This window comes from Streptomyces sp. YIM 98790 (assembly GCF_011421595.1).
Taxonomy (GTDB): Bacteria; Actinomycetota; Actinomycetes; order Streptomycetales; family Streptomycetaceae; genus Streptomyces.
Genome location: NZ_WTLH01000081.1, coordinates 1 through 26,859, shown reverse-complemented (window position 1 = coordinate 26,859; position 26,859 = coordinate 1). Strand labels below are relative to the sequence as shown.

The following is a 26,859-nucleotide window of genomic DNA, read 5'->3' as shown; positions in this document are numbered from 1 at the left end:
CCCGCCGGCGGCCGGCCCGGGCGACCTGGCGCGGCGCGCGCGGCGCGGGCGGGGACCTGCCGGACGGCCACGCCGAGGGCGACGAGGAGGTCTCCGTCGCCGGGATGCAGGCGATCCGTCCGCTGGCCCCCGCCCGCGCCCGCCCTGATCAGCGCGGAGCCGTCAGCCAGGCCAGGGCCTCCGGCGCGGAGTGCAGGACGGAGATGTGGCCGTCGTCGGGCCGCAGGCGCAACTCGGCCGCCGGGATCGTCCCGGCCAGCCATTCCGCGTGCGCCGCGGGGGAGATGCGGTCCCGTGCGCCGTGCAGGACGAGCACCGGGCAGGAGATCCCGGCCGGGTCGAATCCCCAGGGGGCGACGTAGGCCAGGTCGTCGTCGATCATGCCGTCCAGGCCCTCCTCCGAGGCCTTGGCCGCGATGTCGCCCAGCCAGGACCATTCCCCGTCCAGCGCCTGATGGTCCGCCCGGGTGAACTGGTCCGGGTCCCACTCGCTGGTGGTGAGGCGTTTCTCCAGGGCGGCCCGCCCCTCGGCGGCGGCCCGCAGCTCGGCCGCCCCGGCCGGCCCCATGCCCGCGAACCAGTCGATCCCCCCGGCCCGGAACGGAGCCAGCCCGGCGACCGTCACCGCGCCCGCCACCCGCTCCGGCAGCAGCGCGGCACAGGCCAGGGCGTGCGGCCCGCCTCCGGAATGCCCCATCACCGCGAACCGGCCGACGCCCAGGGCGTCGGCCACCGCGGCGGCATCGGCGGCGGCCGACGCGATGTCCCGCCCCGCACGCGGGGTGGAACTGCCGTATCCCGGCCGGTCGTAGGAGATCCACCCGATGCCGTGCCGGGCCGCGGCCGGGAACAGCGGCTCGGGAGGTTCACCGGTGTTGGGCGTCCCGTGGTGCCAGAGGACGGTGAGGGCCGTGTCAGTACCTTCCGGACGGGCGTCGTAGGCATGCAGGATCCGCCCGTCACTCAACCGGACATCAGTCTCAGTGACCACCTGCCCGAGCCTAACGCCGTTCAGCGGACAGCGAGGTGTTCATCGCGGAGAGGATTCGATTCCGGTAGGCCCGGCCGCGCCGCCCGCGCCGGTGAGGACGACGCGTTGCCGGGTGGCCCACGTCATGGCGGCGTACCGGTCCACCGCTCCGGTGACACCCGTGCCGCGCGCCTCAGCGGAGAGCGAGACGTCCCTCGCGCACCGGACGCGATCCGCGAACCGGGCGCGGCGCGTCAGTGCGCCACGGTCACCACCACGTTCCCGCGCTTGTGTCCCCGGTCCACGTACCGGTGGGCCTCGACGATCTGATCGAGCCGGTAGTTCCGGTCGATGACGAGGGTGAGCCGGTCGTTCTCCAGCAGGTCCTTCAGGAACAGCAGTGCCTCGTTCTTCCGGACCGACAGGCCGGTCCGGACCCTCTTGCCGCGGGTGAGGAAGGTCAGCAGCATCCAGAGGTAGTTGTGCAGACCCATGGTCGACAGATAGCAGCCGCGGTCCGACAGGGCTCCGCGGCACGCGCGGAACGAGCTCTTGCCGACCGCGTCGAAGATGATGTCGTAGGCGCCGGTGTTGCGGGTGAAGTCCTCCCGGGCGTAGTCGATCACCGTGTCGGCGCCCAGCGAGGTGACCAGCCCGGCGTTCCCGGCGCCGCACACCGCCGTGACCTCCGCGCCGAAATGCTTGGCCAGCTGGACCGCGTAGGTGCCGATGCTCCCGGCCGCCCCGTTGATCAGAACGCGCTGGCCGCTGTGGATTCCGGCCTTGTCCCGCAGGAAGTACAGCGCGGTCGTGGCGCCGTCCACCGCGCTCGCGGACTCCTCGTGGGTCCTGTTGGCCGGCTTCGGCTCCAGTGAGGCGTTCTCCGGCAGGCACATGTACTGGGCATTGGCCCCGATACGGAAACCGGCGAAGCCGAACACCTCGTCACCGGGCCGGAACCGCCGCACTTTCCGTCCCACCGCCTCCACCTGGCCGGACAGCTCCGTCCCCAGGGTCCGCATGCGGCGCCGCGGCCGGGTGAAGCCGCTGATGACCCGGCCCCATTTCGGCTCTCCCCTGCGCAGCAGGCACTCCGCCGCCGTCACTGTCGTCGCGTGCACCTTGATCAGCACCGACCGGTCGCCGGGGACCGGCTTGTCGACCTCGCGGAGCCCGAGAACCTCCGGCCCGCCGTACTTGTCGAACATCACAGCCTGCATCGGATTCCCGCTCTCTCGAACGCGTGGGCGCCGCCCCGGCGCCTGGGCCGTCCGGGTCCGACCAGACTCGGCGACACGGCGCCGGCGCACCATCCGGGACAGCCCTGACACCCCCTGAGAATCCGCCCCTGACCCACCCGGAGACGGCCGGCCCCGACCCGCGGCCCGGGTGCGCGGGGCTCAGGCGCGGTCGGAGGACGGCCAGAGGTAGGGCAGGTCGTCGGGGACCCCGGGAAAGCGGGGGCGGTAGAAATCCGGGTCCTTGCGGCACAGCGCCGACTGGTGGCTGCGGTGGAACTCCGGGTCGCCGAGCCAGGGCGGGAGTTCACCGGCGGCGGCCAGGGACCGCTGGTCGCGCGGCGGGCCGGGCGGCCGGTGTGCGGCGAAGGCGGAGACCAGGGTGGCGGCGCAGGTGTCGGCGCGGCCCGCGGCGGTCCACACCCGGCACATCTCCAGACCGTAGCGGACCAGGGCCTCTTCGTAGCCCCGCCACATGCGCACCGCCGGGTGGTGACGCCAGCCGTAGCCGGGGACGGTCAGCCCGCGCAGCACCTGGATGGTTTCGACGCGCTGCTTGCCCAGCCGGCGCCGGTCCAGCGCCCGGGCGGAGGCGGCGAAGTCGGGGTGGGGGAGGAAGGTCTGCATCTGCCGTGGTGACGCCCTTCCGGGGCGGGGTCCGTGGTGAGAAGCGTCAGGCCGCGCCGGACCGGGTCCGGCGCGGCACCGGGCAGGGGAGCCCCTTTCTCGCTGCTCCCCCGCTTGCCGCCCCTCGGTGCCCGAGTGCCCGGCACGGCCGCGGCTGGAACCCCGCACCGTCCGGGCTCACCCGGTCGGCGCACGGGGCGGGGTGACCGGGCCGGGCCGCCGGGAGAGGGAAGGCTCCACCGGTGGCCCGGCCCGTGACCTGCCTCAGACGCCGGTGAGACGGAGGTCGCCGGCGAAGTGGCAGGCCGCCAGGTGGGGCGGGGCCGCCGGGCCGGCGGCGGTGCCGCCCCGGCCGGACGGGTCCGGGGGAGGCAGCAGAACGGGGCCCGCGCCGGGTGCCGCGCAGGTCTCGGCCTCGGCGTAGTGGCAGCGGGTGTGGAAGGCGCAGCCCGGCGGCGGCGCGGCCGGGTCGGGCAGGTCGTCCGAGAGCCGGATGCGCCGCCCGCTGCCGCGCAGCCGGGGGTCGGCGCGCGGCACCGCGGACAGCAGCGCCTCGGTGTACGGGTGGCGCGGCGAGGTGTACAGCGACTCGGTGCCGGCCAGCTCCACGATGTTGCCCAGATACATCACGGCGACCCGGTCGCAGATGTTCTCCACCACCGACAGGTCGTGGGAGATGAACAGGTAGGTGAGGTCCAGCTCCTCCTGCAGGTCGCGCAGCAGATTGAGGATGGAGGCCCGCACCGAGACGTCCAGCGCCGAGACCGGCTCGTCCGCCACCACCAGCCGGGGCCGCATGATCAGCGCCCGGGCGATGTTGACCCGCTGCCGCTCGCCGCCGGAGAAGGCGTGCGGGTAGCGCCGCATGTAGCCGGGCGGCAGGCCGACCAGCTCCAGCATCTCGCCGACCCGGCGCTCCAGTTCCTTGCCCTGCGCCAGCCCGTTGTTGCGCAGCGGGTCGCCGATGATCTCCAGCAGGGTCATCCGGGGGTTGAGCGAGGAGAACGGGTCCTGGAACACCAGCCGGACCTCGCGCTGGTAGCGGCGCAGTTCGCGCTGGCCCAGGGCGGCCAGATCGACCACCCGGCCGTCCCGCGCGTGGTAGCGGATGGAGCCCGCGGTGGGCCGCAGGGTGCGCACGATGCACCGGCCGAGGGTGGTCTTGCCGCAGCCGGACTCGCCGACCAGGCCCAGGGTCTCGCCCGGCCGGATGGACAGGTCGACACCGGCGACCGCGCGCACGGTGCCGGCCGTCCGCCCGAACATGCCGTGCCTGATCGGGTAGTCCATGCGCAGCCCGCGGATGTCCAGCAGCGGGGCTTCCGTGTCGCCGGCCTCGGCGAGGCCGGCGGCCCCGGGCGCGGCCGCCGCGGCGGGGGGTGCGGTGGTGGGGGATGCGGTGGTGGGGGATGCGGTGGGGTCAGCCATTGGCCGGGACCTCCTTCTCCTCGGCCGGGTCGTTGTCCCCGGAGACGTCATCGGCGGGGGCGGCCCGGCCGGCGGGCCCGGCGGAGTCCTCCGGACCGCCCGGCCCGCCCTGGCCCGGGGTGTAGAGCACGCAGCGGGCGGTGCGGCCCGGGCCGAAGACCGTCTCGGGCGGATCGGTGGTGTCGCAGACGCCCGCGATGGCGCTGTCGCACCGCGGGTGGAACGGGCAGCCGGCGGCCCGCTCCGAGGGGTGCGGCACCCGCCCGCGGATCTGCCGCAGCCGCTGTCCCCGGCCCTGCCCCATGGCCGGCACCGAGTCCAGCAGCGCCTGGGTGTAGGGGTGCTTGGGGTCGTGGAAGATCTCGTCCACCGGGCCGCGCTCCACCACCGTCCCCAGGTACATCACCACCACCTCGTCGGCGATCTCCGCCACCACCCCCAGGTCGTGGGTGATGAACATGACCGACATGCCGGTGGACTCCTGGAGACCGGCGATCAGGTCCAGGATGCGGGCCTGGATGGTGACGTCGAGCGCGGTGGTCGGCTCGTCCGCGATCAGCAGGCCGGGGTCGCAGGCCAGCGCGATGGCGATCATCGCCCGCTGGCACATACCCCCGGAGAGCTGGAAGGAGTAGGAGTGGAACCGCTGCTCCGGCTTGGGGATGCCGACCTTGCGCAGCATGGCCACGGCGTGCTCCCTGGCCTCCTGCTTGCCCATCGGCAGGTGCAGCCGGATGGTCTCGGTGAGCTGGTCGCCGATGGTGTACATGGGGGAGAGGGAGGCCATGGGTTCCTGGAAGACCATGGAGATCTCCCCGCCCCGGATGCGGCGCATCTCCTCGCCACGGGGGTCCAGCTTCGCCAGGTCCACCGGGTCGGGGCGGTCGCCGCCGCGCCACAGGATGGAGCCGCCGGTGATCTCGCCGGGGCGTTCCACCAGGCCCAGGATGGAGCGGGCNCCGGTGATCTCGCCGGGGCGTTCCACCAGGCCCAGGATGGAGCGGGCGGTGACGCTCTTGCCGCAGCCGGACTCGCCGACCACGCAGACCGTGCGGCCCTCGCCGACCGTGAGGTCCACACCGTCCACGGCCTTCACCACCCCCTCCCGGGTGGTGAAGTGGGTGCGCAGCCCGCTGATCTCCAGCAGCGGCGGGGCGGTCTCCGCCGTGCCGCCGCTGCCGGCGCCGCGGCCGGCGCCGGCGTCGGGTTCCGCGCCGGTGTCCGGGGCGGTCCCCGGACGGCCGGCGGCGGTGGGGTTCTTGCTCGTCTCCGGCATGCCGGTGCTCCCTCAGGTGCGATAGGGGTCGGCCGCGTCCCGCAGACCGTCGCCGACAAAGTTCAGCGCCAGGACCACGACCACCACCACCAGGCCCGGCAGCAGCAGCCACGGCGCCTGGTCGATGACCCGGACCGAGGTGGCGTCGTTCATCAGCACGCCGAGGCTGACGACCGGGGGACGCATGCCCAGGCCCAGCCAGCTCAGTGCGGTCTCGGCCAGGATCACCCCGGGGATGGACAGGGTGAGCGCGGCGATCAGGTGGCTGGTGAAGGACGGCAGCATGTGGCGGAACATGACACGTTTCCGGCTGGCGCCGTCCAGCCAGGCGGAGGTGACGAAATCCTCCTGGCGCAGCATCAGGAACCGTCCGCGCACCTCCCGGGCCAGAGTGGTCCAGGCCAGCAGTGAAAGAATCAGGCTGATGAGGAAATAGCGTCTCACCGGACCGACTTCCACCGGGATGGCGGCCGTCATGCCCAGCCACAGCGGAAGTGTCGGCACCGCCATCACGAATTCGATGAATCGCTGGATGACGGTGTCCGTCCGGCCGCCGAAATAGCCGGATATCCCGCCCAGTACCACACCCAGTCCGAAGGCCAGCACCACACCCACCAGACCCACGGAAAGCGATATCCGGGTGGCGTGGACGAGCCGGGACAACTGGTCGCGTCCCACCCGGTCCGAGCCGAGCAGATAAACCATGGTGTCCGGGTCGGACGGGCCGAGGAGATGGCGGTCCATGGGGATCACGCCGAACAGCTCGTATTCCTCGCCCTTGGCGAAGAACTGCAGCGGGACCTTCTGCTCCGGGTCCGGGGTGTAGCGGATGCGCAGGTCCTCGTCCTGCTCCCAGGCGTAGCCCTCGACGTACAGGCCCTCGGAGAAGCTGAACTTGGGGATCTGCGGCGGGGCGTAGGTGTAGTCGGAGTCCAGGCGGCTGGTGGAGAACGGGGCGAGGAACTCCGCGAAGACCACCACGAACAGGAAGAACAGGGTGACCACGGCGCCGGCCATGGCCAGCTTGTGGCGGCGGAAGCTCCACCAGACCAGGCGGGCCTGGGACGCGGACGCCCGCTTGGCGCCGTCCTCGGCCGGGGCGGCGGGCGCGGCGCCGTCCGCGTCCGGGGTACCCGCCGGATCGCCGCCGCCGGGCAGGGGATCGGTGGTCTGCACGGTCATGAGGAGCCTCCATGGCCGAGCCGGACCCGGGGGTCGGTCCAGGCCAGCAGCAGATCGGAGATCAGGGTGCCGATCACGGTGAGCACGCTGATCACCATGATGAGCGAGCCCGCCAGATACATGTCCTGCTGGCGCAGGGCGCCGAGCAGCAGCGGGCCGATGGTGGGCAGGCCGAGCAGCTGGCCGACGATGATGTCACCGGCGAACAGCCCGGGCAGCACCCAGCCGACCGTGGAGATGAACGGGTTCATCGCCACCCGCAGCGGATACTTCACCAGCAGCCGCCGCTCCGGCACCCCGCGGGCCCGCGCCGCCACCACGTACGGCTTGCGCAGCTCGTCGAGCAGGTTGGCGCGCAGGATGCGGATCAGGCCCGCCATGCCGGCCGTGCCGAGCACCACCACCGGGAGCCAGAGGTGGCCGAGGGCGTCCAGCAGCTTGCCCAGGTTCCAGGAGGCGTCGCACCACTCGGGAGAGCACATGCCGGCCGGCACGTAGTCGAACCAGCGGTAGCCGAAGTACATGAAGATGAGCGCCAGCAGGAAGTTGGGCGTGGCCAGGCCGAGGAAGCCCAGGGTGGTCGCCAGGTAGTCCCCGACGGAGTACTGCCGCACCGCGGCGTAGACCCCGATCGGGAAGGCGAAGGCCCAGGTGAACAGGAGCGCGGCGGCCGCCAGCAGCATGGTGGCGGGCAGTCGTTCGGCGATCATGTCCGCCACCGGCCGGTTGAACTCGAACGAGATGCCCAGGTCGAACCGGAACAGCAGGTCCGAGATCCAGTACCAGTACTGGACGAAGATCGGCTTGTCCAGGCCGTAGGCGGCCCGGACCTGTCTGACCTCCTCCGGCCCCACCGCGATCCCCTGCTGCCGGCGGTACGCCACCAGGGAGGTGGCGAAGTCGCCGGGCGGCAGGTTGATGATCAGGAAGACCACCACGGAGATCGCGAGCAGTGTCGGGATGACGTACAGCAGCCGCCGCGCAAGATATCCCAGCAATCGTCAGCCCTCGAAGTACCACTGCTCGGGGGTGGCCGGTGCCGGAGTGTTGTAGGCCGCGGCCTCCGGCATCGGGCCGCCGACGTTCTTGAGGTCGTTGGACACGATGGCGTACGTGCTGTTCACCCGCACCGTGCCGATGCAGTAGAACTGCTCCTTGGAGATCTCCAGGATCTCCCGGAACAGCTCGTCCCGCCTGGCCTCGTCGGGCTCGGTCAGCAGCTGGTCGTACAGCTCCATCTGCTTCTTCGGCGCCTCCGGCGGCTCCTCGGTCTCGGCGTCCGGTCCCTGGCCGCGGGTGCGGTACCAGTTGGACCAGTGGCGCGCGTAGTCGGAGCCGGCGTTGAGGGAGTGCGGGAAGTACCACAGCGGGGCCAGGATCTCGTCGCCGCGGCCGCCGTCACCGATCCACACGCTGGCGTCGAACTGGTTGTCGCCGAGCTTGACCTCGAAGTTCTCCCGGGGCATGGGGTCGACGGTGGCCTTGATGCCGACCGCCTCCCAGTGGCGGACGACCTGCTCCATGGCCTGCACCCAGACCGTGACCAGGGCGTCCTCGGCCACCGCCACGGTGACGGAGATCCGCTTGCCGTCGGGGCGGAGACGGTAGCCGTCGCCGTCCCGACGGTCGTAGCCGAGGTCGTCCAGGATCTGGTTGGCCTTCTCCGGGTCGTGCTCGGTGAACTGCTTGGCGAATTCCTCGTCGTAGTACTTGGACTCCTTGACCGGGGCCGCCTGGTGGGGCTCGCCCTGGCGCTGCCAGATCGCGTTGATCAGCTCCTGGCGGTCGATGGCGTGCGAGAGGGCGACCCGGAACTCCTTCTGCGAGTACACCTCGCGCACCGCCTCGTCCGCGTGGTTGAGGTTGAGCGAGATGACCATGTCGCTGCTGTAGGTGCCCTCGTAGTCGAGGATCGAGTAGTTGCCCTTCTCCTGGGATTCGGCCAGGACCGGCTTGTTCTCCAGGCTGTTGAAGTGGCGGCTGTGGAAGTCGAAGTCGCCGTTCTGGGCGCGCAGCAGCATCGTCTCGGGGTCCGGGATGATGTCGTAGCGGACCTCGTCGAGGTAGGGGAGCTGCGAGCCGTCCGGGTCGACCTTGAAGAAGTACGGGTTGCGCTCGAAGCGGCCCACCGTGCCCTGGTCGATGGGGTCGACGACGATCCACGGCTTGAGGCTGGGCAGGTCCGGGTTGGTCCAGAGCACCGACCAGTCGTTGCCCAGGAAGTTGAAGTACTCCTGCCAGGTGTTGTAGCCGGCGGCCTTGGCCTTGGAGCCGGCGTCCTCGGCGAACTCGCCGTGGAACTGCTCCAGGTAGTGCTTGGGGAAGGCGACCAGCCGGTCGCCGTCCCAGTGGCGGGCCATGTTCGTCATGAACAGCGGGTTGGGGCCGGAGAAGCGGACGATGAAGGACCAGTCGTCGATGATCTCCAGCTCGCCCGGCTCCTCGCCGAGCGCCAGTGCGGCCGGGTGGCCCTGGGTCAGGTCGCGGTTGAGCAGCACGTGCTGGTAGCCGAACTCCACGTCGGCGGTGGTCAGCGGCGTGCCGTCGGACCACTTGGTGCCCTTGCGGAGCTGGATGGTGAACTCGCTGGCGTCCCCGTTGGGGGTGATGGACTCGGCCAGGTTGAGCTCGGTGCCGGTCCAGTCCCGGGTCCAGCGCAGCAGCGGCTCGTAACCGATGGTGCGGTGCAGCCAGGGGCCGTCACCGGTGCCGGTGATGGCGGTCCGCCAGGTGCCGCCGTACACACCGATCTGCTCGGTCGGGGTCACCACCAGCGGGTTCTCGGGCAGGCGCTCCGCGAGCGGGGGCAGTTCGCCGGCCTTGACGCGCTCGGCCAGCATGGGCGCTTCCTTGCCCTTGGCGCCCGCGCCCTTGCCGTTGTCCTTCTTTTCCGGGTCGGTGGAGAAGACGTCGCACGCGCTGAGCGAAGCGGTGACCAGCGCGGCGTAGGCGCTGGTGCGCAGCAGACTTCTTCGGGACATCCCGCCCGGTGTGCGCCCGGGTATGGCAGCCATCCTGAGGACCCCTCTCGCTGGTGGTCTCGCTGGTCTTGCTTGTTCTGTGGGGAGTTACTGGGACGTCAGCACCCTCGGCAGGGAAAGCGCTTGCTCTCCGGAAAATTTTCGGTAGGGCGCCAATAATTTCGGTGCGGGTAAGTTACGGCGTCGTGAAAACCGGGTCAACCCCTGTGCTGCAGACGAGTTGCGCGGGTCTGGTGAGATCCGCCGGGGCGGGGTGTGCCGCACCGTCAGGGGGTTCTTCTTCGGCCATCCCCGCAGTTGTCAACGGGATGTGAAGGAATCGGGGAGGCTGTCCGGGCTGTTGACGCCCTTCCCGAGGCGTGCCTACGGTACCGGCGAAAATTCTCGACTAGGTCACGAAAAGTTTCAGGGCGGTGCGCGTGGGCAGGATCGTCATCGGGCGCGACAGTCTCCAGACCATCGACGGATTCGGCTTCTGCCAGGCGTTCCAGCGTGCGCGGGTGATGCGGGAACTCCCGGAGCAGGCCCGGCGGGAGGTGCTGAATCTGCTGATGAGTCCCCGGACCGGAGCCGGCTTCTCCATCCTCCGGCTCGGCATCGGCTCGTCCGAGGACTACTCGAACGACCAGATGAAGTCCATCCAGCCGGCCGACCCCGGGGGCCCCGACGCGCCCCCGGCCTACGAGTGGGACGGGGACGACGGCGGCCAGCTCTGGCTGGCCAAGGAGGCCAAGGCATACGGCATCCGCCGGTTCTACGCCAACGCCTGGAGCGCCCCCGGCTACATGAAGGACAACGGCACCGACCGGGACGGCGGCCGGCTGCTCCCCGAGTGGCACCAGGCGTACGCCCGCTACCTGCTGCGCTACGTGGGCTATCTGCGCCAGGAGGGCATCCCGGTCACCGAACTCGCCTTCACCAACGAACCCGACTTCACCATCGACTACGCCTCCATGCGCTTCACCCCGGAGGAGGTCGCCGCCTATGTGAAGGTGATCGGCCCGCAGGCCCGGCGGGCCGGGCTGCGCCTGGTCGCCGCCGACTCCTACGGCTGGGCCGGACAGCGCGCCTACACCGAGGCCATCGAGGCCGACCCCGAGGCCCGCCGGCTGGTCGACATCCATGCCGGCCACCCCTACGAGGGCCCCGTCGACCGGCCGCTGCCCACCAGCCGCCCCGCCTGGATGTCCGAGTGGTCACCGGACGGCGACACCTGGAACGAGGCCTGGGACGACGGCAGCGGCTACGACGGCTTCGCGGTCGCCTCCCAGATCCACGACTCCTTCACTCTCGGCCAGGTCAGCGGCTACGTCTACTGGTTCGGCGCCTCCATGGGCCCCACCCGGGCGCCGATCCGGATGGCCGACGGCGAGTACCGGGTGGCCAAGCGGCTCTGGGCCCTGGCCGGCTGGAGCCGCCACATCCGCCCCTACGCGGTCCGGGTGCCCGCCGCCTGCGACGAGCCCGACCTGAAGATCACCGCCTTCCGCAACGCCGACGGCGGCCAGGTGCTGGTCGCCCTCAACACCGCCCGGCAGACCGTGTTCGCCGAACCCGGCCTGGACGGCGAGGCCTATGTGACGGACGACGAGCGCTCCCTGGCGGCGGCCGGGGAGGTCCGTGAATCCGCCAAGTTCGCCTTCGCCCCGCGCTCCCTGACCACCATCGTCACCCCCGCCTGACCGGGCGCCCCGGCCGCCGCCGGGGCCCCGCCCGTCCCCCCGCATCCGCCCGCCACCAGCAATCAGCCAGCCGCGGCCCCGACCGGGCCGCCGAACCACCCACGGAGCACCCCATGATCCGAGTCGCCGTCGTCGGCACCGGGGGCATCGCCGGCATCTGCCACCTGCCCGCGCTCGCCGCCGAGGCCGCCCGCACCCGGGTGGTGGCCGCCGTCGACGTGGACGCCGACCGGCTCGCCGCCTTCTGCGCCGAGCACTCCATCCCCGCCGCCTACTCCGACCTCGACGCGATGCTGGACGCCGAGCGTCCCGACCTCGTCCACATCTGCACCCCGCCCTTCCTGCACGCCGAGCAGGTGGTCGCCTGCCTGCGGGCCGGCGCCTGGGTGTGGTGCGAGAAGCCGCTGTGCCTGTCCCTGGCCGAGTACGACGCCATCGCCGCGGCCGAGGGCCCGGACGGCGAGGGCCCCTACGCCAGTGTCGTGTTCCAGCACCGCTTCGGCTCCGGCGCCCGCCACCTGCGGGAACTCACCGACAAGCAGACCCTGGGCCGCCCCCTGGTGGCCCTGTGCAACACCACCTGGTACCGGCCCCCGGAGTACTTCGAAGTGCCCTGGCGCGGCCGGTGGGACACCGAGGGCGGCGGCCCGGCCATGGGCCACGGCATCCACCAGATGGACCTGATGCTCTCCGTCCTCGGCGACTGGGAGGAGGTCCGCGCCATGGCCGGGCGCCTGGACCGCGACGTGGAGACCGAGGACGTCTCCATGGCCCTGGTCCGCTTCACCAGCGGTGCCATGGGCAGCGTGGTCAACAGCCTGCTCTCGCCGCGCGAGGAGAGCTACCTGCGGTTCGACTACTCCGACGCCACCGTCGAACTGCGCCACCTGTACGGCTACTCCAACGCCGACTGGTCCTCCGCCTCGCCGCACTGGCGGCCCGGGGAGGACCTGCCCAGCTCGCACGCCGCCCAGCTCGCCGCCCTGCTCGACGCCCACCAGCGCGGCGAGCGGCCCCCGGTCAGCGGCAACGAGGCCCGGCGCACCCTGGAACTCGTCACCGCGCTCTACGCCTCCGCCCTGACCGGGCAGCCCGTCCGCCGCACCGACCTGACTCCCGACCACCCCTTCTACGCCCGTATGAACGGAGGGCTGTCCCTGTGAATGTCCCGCTGAAGGACACCGGAACGGAGTTGCTCGTGGAGATCCGCGGCGTCGAAGTGCTGCGCTATGTGTACCGTCCCGATACGGCGGGCTTCGAGGCGCCCAAGCCGTACTTCCACCCGCTGCGCACCACCGCCGGCGACGTGGTCTCCTGCTTCCGGCCGCACGACCACCGCTGGCACAAGGGCATCCAGATGACCGCGTCCTGGGTCTCCGGCGAGAACTTCTGGGGCGGCGGCACCTACGTCAGCCCCGAGCAGGGCTATGTGGACCTGCCCAACAACGGCTCCATGCGCCACGAGGAGTGGCTGGAGCCCGGCGTGGAACGCCTCACCTGGTGGACCCAGAGCGGCGAGCACTGGATCGACGAGACCCGCACGCTCACCGTCCGCCCGGGCGAGGGCTGGTGGGAGCTGGGCTTCGCCACCTCGCTGAGCAACGTGCGCGGCGAGGAACTCGTCTTCGGCAGCCCCACCACCAACGGCCGGGAGATGGCCGGTTACGCCGGCTTCTTCTGGCGCGGCCCGCGTTCCTTCACCGGCGGCACCGTGCTGGCCTCCGACGGGCAGGGCGGACCGGAGATGATGGGCCGCACCGCCTCCTGGCTGGCCTTCACCGGCCAGCACGACGAGGTGGACCGCGCCTCCACCCTGCTGTTCGAGTCCGCGCCCGGCACCGTATGGTTCGTCCGCGCCGAGCCCTTCGCCGCCGTCAACCCGTCCCTGGCCTTCTTCGAGGAGACCCGGCTCGGCCCGGGAGAGACACTTGATCTCGCCTACCGGGTCGTCATCGCGGAAGGCGCCTGGGGGCGCGACCGCCTGGAGGCCCACCTCGCGGATCACCCATGGGAGCGACAGACATGACCACCAGCCCGCAGTCGTACACCGCCTTTCCCGGTGCGGTCGGCATCTCGGACCTGCGGGTCTACGACTGGCCCACCGCCGACGGGGTCTGCGGCGGCAGTCCCCACATGCACCTGGTGTGCGCCGAGACCTATGTGGTCACCGGCGGCGAGGGCAGCGTGCAGACCCTCACCTGGAGCGGCTACGCCGAGACCCCGCTGAAGGCCGGCTCGGTGGTGACCTTCACCCCCGGGACCATCCACCGCCTGGTCAACGGCGACGGACGGCTGCGCATCACCGTGGTCATGCAGAACAGCGGGCTGCCGGAGGCGGGCGACGCGGTCTTCACCTTCCCGGCCGGCGTCCTCGCGGACGACGACGCCTACGCCTCGGCCGCGGCCATCACCGACGCCGACGGGGCCCGCCGCCGCCGTGACCTGGCCATCGAGGGCTTCCTTCAGCTGCGGGCGGCGGGGGAGGAGGCCCTGGCCGGCTTCCACGCGGCTGCCGCCCGCATCGTCGCACCCCGGCTGGACACCTTCGAGGAGCGCTGGCGGGCCGGGGCGGTGGCCGCGGCCGACGCGACCGGAGCGCAGCTGGCCGCGCTCCGCGAGGGTGATACCGGTCACCTCAGGAACGCCACGGTGACCACCGTGCCCGCCGCCGAACGGCTGGGCATGTGCGGACGCCTCCAGGCGTTCCTCCCCTGACCAGCACGGTTGGTGCCGGTTCGGGCGGCCGGTACCGACCGTGCTGTTTCCGCCGCCTCCCGCGTCACCCCGCCCGTCACACCCGTCACGCCGCCCGGGCCCGCCCGGGCGGCGTTTCGCATGCTCATGCCGGACGTCCCATGGGTAAGAGGGGAGCAGCAGCCGAGGGCCTGACCGTGCACTCCCGGCCTTTCCCGCACCCGCGGGCGGCGGCCACCCAACGCCTTCGGGGCCGGTCGGCCCCGGCGGCCCGGGGCCGACCGGAGAAGGAGGGGAGCGCGAGGCGCCGTCACCGCGGTGCCCGGCCGGCTGCTGCCGGATTTCCGAAACATCCGCGAGAGCGAGAGGTCGCATGGGAAAGATCACGGTAGGGGTGGTGCGGGAACGCGCCCCCGGCGAGCGCCGGGTGGCCATGGTCCCGGACGTCCTGGCGCGGCTGGCGCCGCTGGGAGCACAGGTCCTCGTCGAGGCCGGAGCGGGCGCCGGTGCCTGGTTCGCCGACGCCGACTACGCGGCCGCCGGGGCGGAGGTGGTGCCCGGGGACGAGGTGTGGGCGCGTGCCGACGTGGTGCTGTGCGTCCGGCCCCCGGAACCGGAGGGCGGCACCGGCGCGCCCGGGCCGCGTTCCGGCCAGACGCTGGCCGGTCTGCTGGAACCGCTGCGCAGGCCGGCCCTGATGCGCGACTGGGCGGAACGCGGGGTGACGGCGGTCAGCCTGGACCTGCTGCCCCGCACCCTCAGCCGCGCGCAGTCCATGGACGCACTCACCTCGCAGGCCAACATCGCGGGCTACAAGGCGGTGATCCTGGCCGCGGACGCCTATGACCGCTACTTCCCGATGCTCACCACGGCCGCGGGCACCTCCAAGCCCGCGGCCGTGCTGATCCTGGGCGCCGGCGTGGCCGGGCTCCAGGCCATCGCCACGGCCCGCCGCCTGGGCGCGGTGGTCACCGGTTACGACGTGCGGCCCGCCGCCAAGGGGGAGGTGGAATCCCTGGGCGCCCGGTTCCTGGAGCTCCCCGGCGTGGAATCCGGCGCCGGGACCGGCGGCTACGCCCGCGAGCTGACCCCCGAGGAGCAGCGCGCCCAGCAGGAGGCACTGGACGCCCACATCGCCCGGTCCGACATCGTCATCACCACCGCCCAGGTCCCCGGGCGGCGGCCGCCGCTGCTGGTCACCGGGGCCGCACTGGAGCGGATGAAGCCCGGATCGGTGGTGGTCGACATGGCCGCCAGCGAGTTCGGCGGCAACGTCGAGCAGTCCAGGCCGGACAAGACCACCGTGCTGGAGGGCGGGGTGACCCTGATCGGCGCCGGGAACCTCCCGTCCGCCATGGCCACCGCCTCCTCCACCGCCTATGCCCGTAATCTCACCGCCCTGCTGAACCTGCTGGTGAAGGAGGGCGCGGTGACCATCGACCGGGAGGACGAGATCCAGGCCGGGGTCGTCGTCACCCATGACGGCTCCGTCGTCAGCCCGGGGGTCGCCGCGCTCCTGGAATCCGAGCCCGGGACCGGCGGCACCGGTCAGACCTCAGGAGGCGCGTCATGAACCTCGATCTGCTCACCGCCGTCACGGTGTTCGTCCTGGCCGTGCTGGTCGGCTTCGAGGTGATCAGCAAGGTGCCCGCCACCCTGCACACCCCGCTGATGTCCGGCGCCAACTCCATCCACGGCATCGTGGTCATCGGCGCGATGATCATCGCGGCCGAGGCGCACAACGCCGTCGGCTACGTCATCGCCTTCGTGGCCGTGGCCTTCGGCGCCATGAACGTGGTCGGGGGATATGTGGTGACCGACCGCATGCTCCACATGTTCCGCTCCCGCCCGGGTGCCGGGCAGGCCCGGGATTCGGGCTCCGGCTCCGGTACCGGCTCAGGGCCGGGATCAGGGCCGGGATCAGGGCCGGGATCAGGGCCGGGGGCAGGCGGCAAGCAGGCCGCGGCCGGCCAGAAGGCGGAGGCGTGAGGCCATGGACACCCTGGAAACCGTCATCCGCTACATCTTCCTGGCCGCCGCGGCCTGCTTCGTCATCGGTCTGCACCTGATGAACTCGCCGCGCACCGCCCGGCGCGGCAACACCGTCTCCGCCGTGGCCATGACCGTCGCCATCGGGGCCACCGTGGTGCTGCTGATCGACGAGAGCGCCATCACCGGCACCGGCTGGCTGGTGCTGATCTCCGGCGGCCTGGTCGGCTCGGCCGCCGGCCTCTACTACGCCCGGGCCGTGGCCATGACCGCCATGCCCCAGCTGGTCAGCGTGTTCAACGCGGTCGGCGGCGGGGCGGCGGCCCTGATCGTGCTGGGCGAGGTCCTCCAGGCCGCCGACCCGGACCTGCTGGGCGCGCGTTCCACCGTGCCGGGCGCGCTGGACGTGGTGATCGGTGCGGTCACCTTCTCCGGCTCGCTGATCGCGGCGGGCAAGCTGCAGGGCATCGTCCCCGGCCGCCCGATCGTCTTCCCCGGGGCCCGCGCGGTCAACATCGCCCTGCCCGCCGTCCTGGCCGCCTGCTCCGTCTGGCTGGTCCTCGACCCGGGCAGCACCGCGGCCCTGCTGCTGCTCACCGCCGCCGCCCTGGCATTCGGCGTGACCATGGTGCTGCCCATCGGCGGGGCCGACATGCCGGTGGTCATCTCGCTGCTCAACGCCTTCACCGGCACCGCGGTGGCGATGGCCGGCTTCGTCCTGGACGAGCCCACGCTGATCATCGCCGGCGCCCTGGTCGGCGCCTCCGGCGGCATCCTCACCAAGCTGATGGCCGACGCCATGAACCGTTCCATCGCCGCCATCATCGTCGGCGGCTTCGGCACCGGTGACGGCGGCCCGGTCACCGCCGGGGACGGCGCCTCGCAGGTCCGCGCCCTGTCCGCGGACGACGTCGCCATCCAGCTCGCCTACGCCGGCCGGGTCGTCGTGGTCCCCGGCTACGGCCTGGCCGCCGCCCAGGCCCAGCACGAGCTGGGCGAACTCGCCGATGCGCTGGAACAGCAGGGGGTGGACGTCTCCTACGCCATCCACCCGGTGGCCGGCCGCATGCCCGGCCACATGAACGTCCTCCTCGCCGAGGTGAACGTGCCCTACACCCAGCTGAAGGAAATGGAGGACGCCAACCCCGAATTCCCGCAGGCCGACGTCGCCCTGGTGATCGGCGCCAACGACGTCACCAACCCGGCCGCGCGCCGCCCCGGCAACGCCATCTCCGGCATGCCGATCCTGGACGTCGACCGGGCCAAGAGCATCGTGGTCATCAAGCGCTCCATGGGCCACGGCTACGCCGGCATGGACAATCCGCTCTACACCGATCCCAAGACCGGCATGTTCTTCGCCGACGCCAAGAAGGGCCTCGCCGAACTGAAGGCCGCCATCCGCACCTTCACCGCCTGACCCGCGGGCACCGCTCACCGGCCGCCCGGGCACACCCTCAATGCCCGGGCGGCCGGCACGGGCCGGCACGGCCGGTCACGTCATCCGGACGGGCGGGACCCCGGGCACGGCCGCCCCGTCCCGTACCGCGGGTCCGACGACGGTTCGCCCGGTCCCGGTCAGGGCCTGCACCAGGGCATCGAGGCCCTCCCTGCCGGTGACGGCTGCCACGGGCGCCGCTCTTCCTCGTCGGACATCAGCCTGTCCCTTCGGTACGGGACGGGGCGTGCGGGACCATCCTGCGCGGGCCCCGGGTGCGCGGGGAGGGCCGTACGGCCCCGCTCGGGTCCCCGTACGGCCCTGCGCGGGACCCGCGGGGGCGGCGCGCCGCCGGCGGGGCGGAGCAGGTATGCGTCGTCACTTCTCCGGACCCCCGGCCGTGCGTGCGCGGAGCCGGCCCCGGCCGCACCCGCGGGATCAGCGTGGACCGGGGGAACTGTCGGATGCCTCGTCCGCGGCACGCCGGTACTCGGCGTTGATGCGCTGAGCCTCCTCGAGCTGGTCCTCAAGGATGACGATGCGGCAGGCGGCCTCGATCGGGGTTCCCCTGTCGACGAGCTCGCGGGCACGAGCGGCGATCCGCAGTTGGTAGCGGGAGTACCGGCGATGTCCGCCCTCCGAGCGCAGCGGAGTGATCAGCCGAGCCTCGCCGATGGCGCGGAGGAAGCCGGGGGTCGTGCCGAGCATTTCGGCGGCCCGTCCCATGGTGTATGCGGGGTAGTCGTCGTCGTCCAGACGATCGCTGAGTGGATTTTCTGCTGCCATGTCACCTCGTTGTACAACGCGTCGAGGGGCCCTGGTGCCGTACGGCACCAGGGCCCCGAAGGAAATTCAACACCATCTGCCGGCCCCATGCTCCGCCGGCCTTCTGTTTCCGCCGCCCGGCCTGACACGAGACGTCGGCCTGCAGGACCCCGACGGGGTCCTGCAGGCCGACGTCATGCCGGTGCCCTGAGCGGGTCTTCGGCGGCGGTTCTCCGGTGCTTCACACCTCCCGGGAGGCGGTGCCTCCCGGCAGCGCCGACGCGGTCCGGAGCGGGTGGCGGCGCCACCGGCGCGGTACCGGGGAGGGATCTCCTGCAGGGTGCTGGGCAGGAGCCGGCGTCATGGGCGCCTCCTACCGGAAACGGCCGGGCCGCCGCTGTGCCGTGCGGTGCGCCGCTTCCCCGGCCGGACGTCCCCGGCCGGCGTGGCCCCGGCGGCCCCGGGACGGAGAAGACGCGCCGCGGGGACGTTCCGCGTCCGGCGGGGTGACCACGACCGGGACGCCGGAAGGGGCCTGGGCACCGGTGATGCGGCTCAGCTCCGCCTCGCCGGAACGTACCCGGGTGATCCGGGGGGTGATGCCTGCCGAAGCCATCAGCCGGCGCATCCCGTGACGCTGATCAGGGGTCACCAGGGTGACGACGCTGCCGGACTCGCCGGCGCGGGCCGTGCGACCGCCGCGGTGCAGGTAGTCCTTGTGGTCACTGGGCGGGTCCACGTTGACGACCAGGTCGAGGTTGTCGATGTGGATGCCGCGCGCCGCGACGTTGGTCGCCACCAGGACCGCCACATGCCCGCTCTTGAACTGGGCCAGGGTCCGCGTGCGCTGCGGCTGGGACTTCCCGCCGTGCAGGGCCGCGGCGCGGACTCCGTTGCTCAGCAGGTGCCTGGTCAGCCGGTCCACCGCGTGCTTGGTGTCGAGGAACATGATCACCCGGCCGTCTCGCGCCGCGATCTCGGTGACCGTCCGGTGCTTGTCCGTGTCGTGCACATGGAGTACGTGGTGCTCCATCGTGGTGACCGCCCCCGCCGACGGGTCGACGGAGTGGACCACCGGGTCCGACAGGTAGCGGCGGACCAGCAGGTCGACGTTGCGGTCGAGGGTGGCCGAGAAAAGCATCCGCTGCCCGCCGGGACGCACCTGGTCGAGCAGGGCGGTGACCTGGGGCATGAATCCCATGTCGGCCATCTGGTCGGCCTCGTCGAGGACGGTGATGCCGACATCGTCCAGCCGGCAGTCGCCCCGCGCGATGAGGTCCCTGAGCCGTCCGGGCGTCGCGACGACGACCTCGGCCCCGGCGCGCAGCGCGCCGGCCTGCCTGCCCAGGGACATGCCGCCGACGACGGTGGCCAGCCGCAGGCTCACGGAGCGGGCGTACGGAGCGAGCGCGTCGGTGACCTGCTGGGCGAGCTCGCGGGTGGGCACCAGGACGAGGGCGAAGGGCTGCCGCGGCTCGGCGCGCCGCCCCGCTGTGCGGGCCAGTACGGCGAGACCGAACGCGAGGGTCTTGCCCGAGCCGGTGCGGCCGCGGCCGAGTACGTCACGGCCGGCCAGGGAGTTCGGCAGGGTCGCCGCCTGGATCGGGAACGGTACGGTCACGCCTTCGTGGCCGAGCGTGGCCAGCAGCTGCGCCGGCATGGCGAGATCGGCGAACGACCCGGCGGCGGGCAGCGCGGGCGTGACCGTCCTCGGCGGCGCGAACTCGCCCTGTACGGCCCGTCCGGCCTGCCGGTTTCCGTGGCCCGTGGAACGCCGCGGACCACCGGAGCGCTCATGGGAGCGGGATGTGCGAGCACGCTTCATGCGGAACCTTCCTTGATGCGGCGCGTAGCAAGGAACTCCCGCAGCAGATGAGCGGTGCAGAGCATCTCGAGACGAGCCAAAGATGATGTGGGCCGGGCCGGACCGGCGGGGAATGCGTCACCGGCCGGTGGCGCGGCGGAGCCTGTCCGCCGCGCGCCCTGAAATGCAGCGAGCCGGGCCCGCACCCCACAGGTGCGGGCCCCGGCTGCGAAGTGTGCGTCGGTGCAGGTGTTCAGAGAGAAACGATGTTCTCGGCCGTCGGGCCCTTCTGCCCCTGCGCGATCTCGAACGACACCTTCTGGCCTTCCTGCAGCTCGCGGAAGCCCTGGGCGGCGATGTTCGAGTAGTGGGCGAAGACGTCGGCGCCGCCGCCGTCCTGCTCGATGAAGCCGAAGCCCTTTTCCGAGTTGAACCACTTCACGGTACCGGTAGCCATTTTTCTTCTCCTTCGGAGGCAGTGCCGGGAACTCACCCCATGTGAATTCCGTGTCGCTGTGATGATTACCTCGTCGGGAAATGAACCTTCTGGCAACCACACCTGCAACTGAGATCGACAGTAGCACGGTGAGATCGGCCCTGCACGGTCGATGATTCCGCTTCGGCCGGCGGCCCAGGAATACTCGCCGTGCCCCGTACCTCTTTCTCATGTCGCGGGCACAGATATTGCTCTCCGCGGGCGCGGCCCCGCTGCCGTGCCGTTCCGCCCGCGGCCGCCCGCGGCCCTGTGACCTCCGCCGACAGGGGAGACACCGGCGCGGCCGTCGCCGGCGGACGGCACCACGGCGGACGGCCCTGCGCTCCCCGGCCGCGATGAAGATCACATCCTCCGCTCCGTGCGGCACGGCCGCCCGCGTCCGGCGAATCCCCGGCGTCCACGCGCTGTTCCTCATGCCAACCGGTCGGTATGGTGGTGGCCCACGCCACCGCGCACCGCCGCGCCCCGGGAGGACCGATGAGCCGCACCGCCCTGCGTATCTGTCCGCTCTGCGAAGCCACCTGCGGCCTGACCCTGACGATCGGCGACCGGGGGGAGGTGACCGCCGCCCGGGGCGACCGGGACGACGTCTTCAGCCGGGGCTACATCTGCCCCAAGGGGGTCGCCTTCGGCGAGGTGGACGCCGACCCGGACCGGCTGTCCGGTCCGCTGCTGCGCCGTCCCGGAGCCGCGGCCGCCGAACCGGCCGGCTGGGACGAGGCGTTCGCCGCCGTCTCGGCCGCGCTGCGCCCGCTGACCGAGCGGCACGGCCCCGACTCCGTCGGCGTGGTGCTGGGCAACCCCAACGTGCACACCGTGGCCGGTGCGCTCTACCCGCCCGTCCTGCTGCGCACCCTCGGCACCCGCAACCTGTTCACCGCCAGCACCGTCGACCAGATGCCCAAGCATGTCTCCTGCGGCCTGCTCTTCGGCGACCCGCTGGCCATCCCCGTGCCCGACCTGGACCGCACCGCGCACCTGCTGCTCATCGGCGCCAACCCGCTGGCCTCCAACGGCAGCCTGTGCACCGCTCCGGACTTCCCCGGCCGGCTGCGCGCGCTGCGCCGCCGCGGCGGCCAGCTCACCGTGGTCGATCCGCGCCGCACCCGCACCGCGCGGCTCGCCGACCGCCATGTCGCCATCCGGCCCGGCACCGACGCGCTGCTGCTGGCCGCCCTGGCCCGGACGCTGTTCGCCGAGGACCTCGTCCGCCCGGGACCGCTGGCGGACCACCTCACCGGCCTGGACACGCTGCGCGAGGCGCTGGCCGGATACACCCCCGAGTCCGTGGCCCCGGCCTGCGACGTGCCGCCGGAGGAGATCCGGGCGATGGCCCGGGAACTGGCCGCCGCCCCCGCCGCCGCGGTCTACGCCCGGGTCGGCGCCTCCACCGTGGAGTTCGGCACCCTGACCAACTGGCTGGTCGACGTGGTCAATGTGCTCACCGGCAATCTCGACCGGCCGGGCGGGGCCATGTTCCCGCTCTCCGCCACCGGCCGGGCGCCGCGCCCGGCCGGACCGGGCCGCGGCTTCTCCCTGGGCCGCTGGCACAGCAGGGCCGGCGGCCACCCCGAGGTCAAGGGGGAGTTCCCGCTGGCCGCGCTCGCCGAGGAGATCGACACGCCCGGAGAGGGCCGCATCCGGGCACTGATCGTCATCGGCGCCAACCCGGTGCTCTCCGCGCCCGACGGCGACCGGCTGGACCGCGCCCTGGCCGGCCTGGACCTCATGGTCTCCGTCGACCCCTACCTCAACGAGACCAGCCGCCACGCCCATGTGGTGCTCCCCCCGCCGCCGCCCTCGCGCAGCCCGCACTTCGACTTCGCCCTCAACGCGCTGGCCGTGCGCAACCAGGTCCGCTACACCCGGCCGGCCGTGCCCCTGGAGGACGGCCGCCCCTCGGAGAGCGAGATCCTGGCCCGGCTGGTGCTGAGCGCCGGCGGCTTCCGGGACGCCGGCCCCGAGGCGGTGGACGCCACGGTGACCGACGACCTGCTCGGCAGGGCAGCGGCCGACCCGCACTCCCCGGTGCACGGCCGCGACCCGGCCGCCCTCGCCGCCCTTCTCACCGGCCGGGACGGCGCGGAGCGGCGGCTGGACGCCATGCTGCGGCTCGGCCCCTACGGCGACGGCTTCGGCGCCCGGCCGGACGGTCTGTCCCTGCAGCGCCTGCTGGACCACCCGCACGGCATCGACCTGGGGCCGCTCACCCCCCGGCTGCCCGAGGTGCTGCGCACCCGCAGCGGCCGCATCGAGCTCTGCCCGGAGCCGGTCATGCGCGATCTGGACCGGCTGGGGCGCAGCCGGGAACGCCGGCCGGAGGGGCTGGTCCTGGTCGGCCGCCGCCACCTGCGGTCCAACAACAGCTGGCTGCACAACGTGCCGGTGCTGCGCGGCGGCACCAACCGCTGCACGCTGCAGATCCACCCGCGGGACGCGGCCCGGCTCGGCCTGGCCGACGGCGACACCGCCCGGGTCAGGGCGGACGGCGGAGAGCTCCGGGTACCGGTGGAGATCACCGAGTCGGTGCGCACCGGCGTGGTCAGCCTGCCGCACGGCTGGGGGCACGACCGTCCCGGCACCCGGCTGACGGTCGCCGCCAAGGAGCCCGGGGCCAATGTCAACCAGCTTCTCGACGGCACCCTGCTGGACCCGCTGGCCGGCACCGCCGTCCTCAACGGCTTCCCGGTCCTGGTCGGCCCGGCCGGCACCGAGCCCTCGCCCTGAGCCGGCCGGGCGGCCGGCGGAGCCGCTGAACCGCGCGGGGCGGGGTACCCGGGAACACCTGCGGGCACGTGACGGCGTGCCGGTGACGGCGTGACGGCGGAGGTGACCGGACATGGGCGGTGCGGCGGGGCCCGAGGCGTACGACGCCGGCCCGTACGTGCCCGGCAACGCGGATCTGGCGGCGCTCCGCGCCGCCGCCGCGGAGTGCCGTGGCTGCCCGCTGTACGGCCCGGCCACCCGGACCGTCTTCGGCTCCGGCGACGCCTCGGCCCGGGTGGTGCTGATCGGCGAGCAGCCCGGCGACCAGGAGGACCGCCGCGGCCTGCCCTTCGTCGGCCCGGCCGGCCGGGTGCTGATGCGTGCCGTGGACGAGGCCGGCATCGACCCCACCGAGACCTATGTCACCAACGCCGTCAAGCACTTCAAGTTCGCCCTGACCGGCCGCGGCAAGCGGCGCATCCACAAGCCGCCCAGCATGCGGGAGGCGGCCGCCTGCAAGCCCTGGCTGGACGCCGAGCTCGCGCTGCTCGACCCGGAGGTGCTGGTCGCGCTCGGCGCCACCGCGGGAAAGGCGCTGCTCGGCTCCGGATTCCGCGTCACCCGGCAGCGCGGCACGCCCCTGACGTACCCGCCGGACGGTGCCGCCCCCGGCGAGCACGGCCCGGTACTGGTGGCCACCATCCACCCCTCCGCGGTGCTGCGGGCCGAGGAGGAGGACCGGGAGGCGGCCTACGCCGGGCTGGTCGCCGATCTGCGGGTGGCCGCCGGGAACCTGGACTGACTGTGAGGATTCCCTCTGCAGCCTGATGGTGCCGGGCTGCGGGCAGGCGACTGCGGGCGTGACTCTTGGACTGACTGTGGGCCCGCCTCCCTGCTCCTGGCGTCCCCGGCCCCGTCTCCGCCCGTGACCCCCTGCCCGTCACCCTGCCCGTGTGACGGTCTGCCCGTGACGGTCTGCCCGTGGGCACCGGGCAGGGGGGCGCGGCTACTCCAGGGCGCGGTCCCACCACCAGGCCATGGACGGCGCGGGCAGCGGCGCCGGATCGTCGTCCGCCGGGGACGTTGCCCACTCCAGGGGCTCCTCCTCCGCGCCCGGTGGCGCGGTGGAGTAGCGCGGGGTGCGCAGCCCCCATTCGGCGTTGCCGCGCAGGCCGTGGCACAGCCCCTCCAGATACGTCCGCAGGTCCGTGCCGGCTCCGGCCAGTGCCGACGGCAGCAGCCGCAGAAACCGGGCCATGATGCGGTCCCGCACCCGCACCGCCGCCTGCACCGCGTCGGCCGGGGCCAGATCCCGGTGGCGCATCAGCACCGTGTAGATGTTCTGGTCGGTATGCCCGGCGAGGAGTTCCGCGCGCAGCGAATGCCGGTCGTTGTCCAGCGCGGCGACGGTCATGGCCATTTCGGACAGCGCCCGCACCGCCGGCCGGTGGAATTCCCGGTCCGGGGCCTCGGTGCCGGTGGCGATCTCCATCAGCCCGTAGGTGGGTTCGCCGCCCGCGGTGAGCCGCCGCATCGCCAGGTACTCGTCGAGGTCCGGCATGTGGCCGCGGGCCCGGTTGCCGATCTGCCACACCACGCCGGAAAGCCACGCCCGGTGGGCGTGCGCGAAACGGGCCACCTGCACCGGCGAGCGCGAGGCGCGCATCCGCCGGGCGAGATCCTGGAGCGGCGGGATGAACCGTTCCCCCCGGCTGTCCGCGGTGGGCGCCTCCAGCGCCCGCTGCACCCGTCCGGCCAGCTGTGCGAACCGGCCCGGATCGGCGCTGAGCGGCCCGTGGTCGCAGCGGGTGTCGTCGAACAGGAAGGCCCAGTAGACCCACATCGCGGCCATCAGCACGCCGTCCTCGTCCGCGTACGGCGCGAACCGGGCGTAGAAGTCCGCGCTGCTGCTGGCCAGCACCATGCGGCGCTCGCTCTCGTCCTGGTACACCTGCTGCTCGTCGATCCAGGCCACGGCCCGGCGCTCGATCTCCTCCACCCGCGGGTGTCTGGCGCCGGCCAGCGGACACCAGATCGGCGGCAGTTGGATTCCGGTGGTGGTCATCACCATGGGGAGCGCTCCAGGAGAAGCCGGCGAATACGGAACGGGGAAACCGCGGCGGAGGCCGCCGCGGCACGGTATGCACGGAATCCTTCCGCGAATTCCGCGATCAATTTCCGTATGCATTCGTGTTCACTCGAATGGACCAGTGCGTGGCTACACAGGGAAATCCCATGGTGAGTGAAGAGAGCTCCGGAATTCAACGCATCTGCCCAGGTGCCGTGCGTGCGCTGGTCCCTTCGGGTGAACCGTCACCGGGCGGCTTGAAAGTGAAAAGCGGGTCCCTTTTCCATGGAATCGCCCACCTCATGCCAGCCGCTGAACCCGAGCGGAGCCCGGGCAGCCCGAGCAGAGCAGGGAATCCCATGGCCGCACCCACCCCCGCCCGTCCCGCCGCCGCCCGCCGGGTGGACGGCACCCTGCGGCGCTGCCGCGAGCTGATCCGGCCGGCCCTGGAGGACGCCGTCGCGCAGCTCCCCGAGTCGCCGCGCCTGCTGGCCGGCTACGCGCTCGGCTGGCACGGCCCCGAGGGTGTTCCCCGCCCGCGCGGCGCGCCGGACGCCGGCGGCAAGGGCATCCGCCCCGCGCTGGCCGTGCTGGCCGCCGAGGCGGTCGGCGGCTCCGCCGGGCAGGCCGTGCCGGGCGCCGTCGCGGTCGAACTCGTCCACGCCTTCACCCTGGTGCACGACGACATCATGGACCGGGACGAACTGCGCCGCCGCCGTCCGGCCGTGTGGCGGGCCTTCGGCACCGGACCGGCCGTGCTGACCGGTGACGCGCTGCTCGCCCTCGCGCTCAACGTCCTGGTACAGCACACCCGGCGGCACTGCCGCGAGGAGGCCATGCGGCTGCTGTGCGCGGCGCTGTCCGGGCTGATGCACGGCCAGGCCCGGGACCTCGGCTTCGAGACCCGCCCCTGGCGGGGCGGCGGCGCGGTGACGCCCGAGGAGTACCGCACCATGGCCGGCGACAAGACCGGGGCGCTGCTCGGCAGCGCCGCGGCGCTGGGCGCGCTGCTGGCCGGAGCCGACGAGCGGCAGGTGACCGCGATGGGCGCGGCGGGCCGCGAGTTCGGCCTGGCCTTCCAGATCGTCGACGACCTGCTGGGCATCTGGGGCGACCCGGCCCGCACCGGCAAACCGGCCGGCGGGGACCTGCGCCGGGGCAAGAAGTCCCTGCCGGTGCTGCTGGCCCTGGACTCCGGCACGTCCGCCGCCGGCCGGCTGGCGGAGCTGCTCGACGGTGCCGGCGCGCTGTCGGAGGAGACGGCGCCCCGGGCGGTGCGGCTGATCGAGGAGGCCGGCGGCAGGGACCTGGCCGCGGCGGAGGCACGGGCCGCGCTGGAGCGCGCCGGAGCAGCGCTGGACGCCCTTCCGCTGCGGCCGTCGGCCCGCGGCGAGCTGGCCGCCCTGGGCGGCTACGCGCTGACCCGTACCGGCTGAGAGGCCGCTCCCCGGCACCGCGCCCGCCCCCCTCCCGCGCCCCGGCCGTCGTGGCGGGTGGCGCGGTCACCGGGCCGGGCCG

Annotated in this window: 22 protein-coding genes and 1 pseudogene; 10 read left to right on the top strand and 13 right to left on the bottom strand. The window is 72.8% G+C overall.

All coding sequences use genetic code 11. The features are described from left to right. Positions 1-148: 148 nt before the first annotated feature. The 8 genes from GQS09_RS15320 to GQS09_RS15285 form a co-directional block, all read right to left on the bottom strand. Positions 149-991, bottom strand: coding sequence for an alpha/beta fold hydrolase (locus tag GQS09_RS15320; protein ID WP_165986627.1), 843 nt, complete (start codon positions 989-991; stop codon positions 149-151). 233 nt (positions 992-1,224) lie between these two features. Continuing rightward, positions 1,225-2,190: an NAD(P)-dependent alcohol dehydrogenase gene (locus tag GQS09_RS15315; RefSeq protein ID WP_165986626.1), complete on the bottom strand. Its 966-nt coding sequence runs from the start codon at positions 2,188-2,190 to the stop codon at positions 1,225-1,227. A 180-nt stretch (positions 2,191-2,370) separates the two neighbouring features. Beyond that, positions 2,371-2,835 (bottom strand): MSMEG_6728 family protein, encoded by a 465-nt coding sequence (locus GQS09_RS15310; protein WP_165986625.1) that lies wholly within the window; start codon positions 2,833-2,835, stop codon positions 2,371-2,373. 264 nt (positions 2,836-3,099) lie between these two features. Beyond that, positions 3,100-4,263 carry an ABC transporter ATP-binding protein gene (locus GQS09_RS15305; protein WP_165986624.1) on the bottom strand — a complete coding sequence of 388 codons (1,164 nt, stop codon included), beginning with the start codon at positions 4,261-4,263 and terminating at the stop codon, positions 3,100-3,102. Next, entirely contained in the window at positions 4,256-5,539 is a 1,284-nt protein-coding gene (locus GQS09_RS15300; RefSeq protein ID WP_165986623.1) for an ABC transporter ATP-binding protein, read from the bottom strand. Before GQS09_RS15300 ends, GQS09_RS15305 begins: the two co-directional genes overlap by 8 nt. 12 nt (positions 5,540-5,551) lie before the next feature. After that, positions 5,552-6,721: an ABC transporter permease gene (locus tag GQS09_RS15295; protein WP_165986622.1), complete on the bottom strand. Its 1,170-nt coding sequence runs from the start codon at positions 6,719-6,721 to the stop codon at positions 5,552-5,554. Beyond that, complete coding sequence (locus tag GQS09_RS15290; protein ID WP_165986621.1) at positions 6,718-7,719, bottom strand: ABC transporter permease; 1,002 nt, start codon at positions 7,717-7,719, stop codon at positions 6,718-6,720. The genes GQS09_RS15295 and GQS09_RS15290 overlap by 4 nt, the downstream gene beginning before the upstream one ends. Before the next feature lie 3 nt (positions 7,720-7,722). Next, entirely contained in the window at positions 7,723-9,702 is a 1,980-nt protein-coding gene (locus GQS09_RS15285) for an ABC transporter substrate-binding protein (RefSeq protein ID WP_165986620.1), read from the bottom strand. A gap of 419 nt (positions 9,703-10,121) precedes the next feature. On the opposite strand from GQS09_RS15285, the gene GQS09_RS15280 reads away from it, so the two are divergent. The 7 genes and pseudogenes from GQS09_RS15280 (at position 10,122) to GQS09_RS15250 (ending at position 17,484) form a co-directional block, all read left to right on the top strand. Next, a complete protein-coding gene (locus GQS09_RS15280; protein ID WP_313896149.1) occupies positions 10,122-11,384 on the top strand; it encodes a glycoside hydrolase in 1,263 nt (420 codons plus the stop codon). Between the two features lie 113 nt (positions 11,385-11,497). Further along, positions 11,498-12,547, top strand: coding sequence for a Gfo/Idh/MocA family protein (locus GQS09_RS15275; protein ID WP_165986619.1), 1,050 nt, complete (start codon positions 11,498-11,500; stop codon positions 12,545-12,547). Then, complete coding sequence (locus GQS09_RS15270; protein ID WP_165986618.1) at positions 12,544-13,410, top strand: PmoA family protein; 867 nt, start codon at positions 12,544-12,546, stop codon at positions 13,408-13,410. The genes GQS09_RS15275 and GQS09_RS15270 overlap by 4 nt, the downstream gene beginning before the upstream one ends. Beyond that, on the top strand, positions 13,407-14,099 hold the full coding sequence (locus tag GQS09_RS15265; protein ID WP_165986617.1) for a cupin: 693 nt from the start codon (positions 13,407-13,409) through the stop codon (positions 14,097-14,099). Before GQS09_RS15270 ends, GQS09_RS15265 begins: the two co-directional genes overlap by 4 nt. A gap of 352 nt (positions 14,100-14,451) precedes the next feature. Beyond that, the gene (locus GQS09_RS15260; RefSeq protein WP_165986616.1) at positions 14,452-15,651 is read left to right on the top strand and encodes a Re/Si-specific NAD(P)(+) transhydrogenase subunit alpha; all 1,200 of its coding nucleotides are present in this window, start codon (positions 14,452-14,454) and stop codon (positions 15,649-15,651) included. Continuing rightward, positions 15,648-15,929, top strand: a pseudogene (locus GQS09_RS15255) (NAD(P) transhydrogenase subunit alpha); the annotation flags it as partial. The gene GQS09_RS15260 and the pseudogene GQS09_RS15255, both read left to right, overlap by 4 nt. A gap of 142 nt (positions 15,930-16,071) precedes the next feature. Continuing rightward, positions 16,072-17,484 carry an NAD(P)(+) transhydrogenase (Re/Si-specific) subunit beta gene (locus GQS09_RS15250; RefSeq protein ID WP_165986614.1) on the top strand — a complete coding sequence of 471 codons (1,413 nt, stop codon included), beginning with the start codon at positions 16,072-16,074 and terminating at the stop codon, positions 17,482-17,484. 75 nt (positions 17,485-17,559) lie between these two features. On the opposite strand, the gene GQS09_RS30400 is transcribed toward GQS09_RS15250, so the two are convergent. The 4 genes from GQS09_RS30400 to GQS09_RS15235 form a co-directional block, all read right to left on the bottom strand. After that, a complete protein-coding gene (locus tag GQS09_RS30400; RefSeq protein ID WP_279577745.1) occupies positions 17,560-17,694 on the bottom strand; it encodes a hypothetical protein in 135 nt (44 codons plus the stop codon). Positions 17,695-17,940: 246 nt separating this feature from the next. Beyond that, positions 17,941-18,288, bottom strand: coding sequence for a MerR family transcriptional regulator (locus GQS09_RS15245; RefSeq protein WP_165986613.1), 348 nt, complete (start codon positions 18,286-18,288; stop codon positions 17,941-17,943). Between the two features lie 352 nt (positions 18,289-18,640). After that, on the bottom strand, positions 18,641-20,092 hold the full coding sequence (locus GQS09_RS15240) for a DEAD/DEAH box helicase (protein ID WP_207957862.1): 1,452 nt from the start codon (positions 20,090-20,092) through the stop codon (positions 18,641-18,643). Between the two features lie 232 nt (positions 20,093-20,324). Beyond that, entirely contained in the window at positions 20,325-20,528 is a 204-nt protein-coding gene (locus GQS09_RS15235; protein WP_165986612.1) for a cold-shock protein, read from the bottom strand. Between the two features lie 516 nt (positions 20,529-21,044). On the opposite strand from GQS09_RS15235, the gene GQS09_RS15230 reads away from it, so the two are divergent. Both GQS09_RS15230 and GQS09_RS15225 read left to right on the top strand, forming a co-directional pair. Then, positions 21,045-23,294 (top strand): molybdopterin dinucleotide binding domain-containing protein, encoded by a 2,250-nt coding sequence (locus GQS09_RS15230; protein ID WP_165986611.1) that lies wholly within the window; start codon positions 21,045-21,047, stop codon positions 23,292-23,294. A 112-nt stretch (positions 23,295-23,406) separates the two neighbouring features. Then, the gene (locus GQS09_RS15225; protein WP_165986610.1) at positions 23,407-24,075 is read left to right on the top strand and encodes a UdgX family uracil-DNA binding protein; all 669 of its coding nucleotides are present in this window, start codon (positions 23,407-23,409) and stop codon (positions 24,073-24,075) included. 204 nt (positions 24,076-24,279) lie between these two features. Here GQS09_RS15225 and GQS09_RS15220 read toward each other — a convergent pair whose 3' ends face one another. Then, entirely contained in the window at positions 24,280-25,344 is a 1,065-nt protein-coding gene (locus GQS09_RS15220) for a terpene synthase family protein (protein ID WP_207957861.1), read from the bottom strand. 356 nt (positions 25,345-25,700) lie between these two features. On the opposite strand from GQS09_RS15220, the gene GQS09_RS15215 reads away from it, so the two are divergent. Then, entirely contained in the window at positions 25,701-26,777 is a 1,077-nt protein-coding gene (locus GQS09_RS15215) for a polyprenyl synthetase family protein (protein ID WP_165986609.1), read from the top strand. The last annotated feature ends 82 nt before the right edge of the window (positions 26,778-26,859 follow it).